We start from the raw sequence: 774 nt of genomic DNA on the forward strand, positions 1-774 counted from the left end.
AGGCGCGCGAGCGCAAGGCCGCGCCGGCCAGCATCGCCGTCGATTACGGCATCGCGCTCGCCGGCCTGCCGATCGGCACCGCGCGGCTGGCCGGCACCTTCGAGAGCGCGAAGTACCGCGTCGACGTCTCGGCGACGCTGACCGGCCTCGTCGGCGCGATCACCGGCGGCCAGGGCTCGGCCCGCTCGGCCGGGATCATCGCCGCCGCGCCGCAGCCCAACACCTTCTCGATCGCGACGCGCACGGCCAACTCCGGCATCGCCGTGCGCATGGCGCTCGCCCACGGCAACGTCACCCAGTCCGAGGTGACGCCGCCGCTCGTCGACGTGGACGACCGCGTGCCGGTGACCGCCGCCAACAAGCGCGGGATCATGGACCCGGCCAGCGCCCTGCTGATGCCGGCCCAGGCCTCGGGCGAGCTGACCAACCCCGACAACTGCAGCCGCACGCTGCCGGTCTTCGACGGTGCGACCCGCTTCAACGTGGTGCTGAGCTACGGCGAGACCCGGGCGGTGGAGAAGCCGGGCTACTCCGGCCCCGTGCTGGTCTGCAACGCCCGCTACCAGGCGGTGGCCGGCCACCGGCCCGACCGGCCGGGGGTGCGCTTCATGGAGGAGAACCGCGACATGTCGGTCTGGCTCGCGCCCGTCGAGGGAACGCGGATGCTGGTGCCGATCCGGATCTCGGTGCGGACCACGGTCGGCACCAACATCATCGAGGCGACCCGCTGGGTGCGCGGCGCCGCCACCGCCGAGGCGCCGGCCACCACCGGCA

Annotated in this window: 1 protein-coding gene; it reads left to right on the forward strand. The window is 74.0% G+C overall.

Annotated elements, in window-relative coordinates; all coding sequences use genetic code 11:
* Positions 1–774 (forward strand): DUF3108 domain-containing protein (locus FV222_RS28025; protein ID WP_147816403.1); only part of this gene is annotated, 774 nt, incomplete at both ends.

The organism is Methylobacterium sp. WL103 (assembly GCF_008039885.1).
Classification (GTDB): domain Bacteria; phylum Pseudomonadota; class Alphaproteobacteria; order Rhizobiales; family Beijerinckiaceae; genus Methylobacterium; species Methylobacterium cerastii.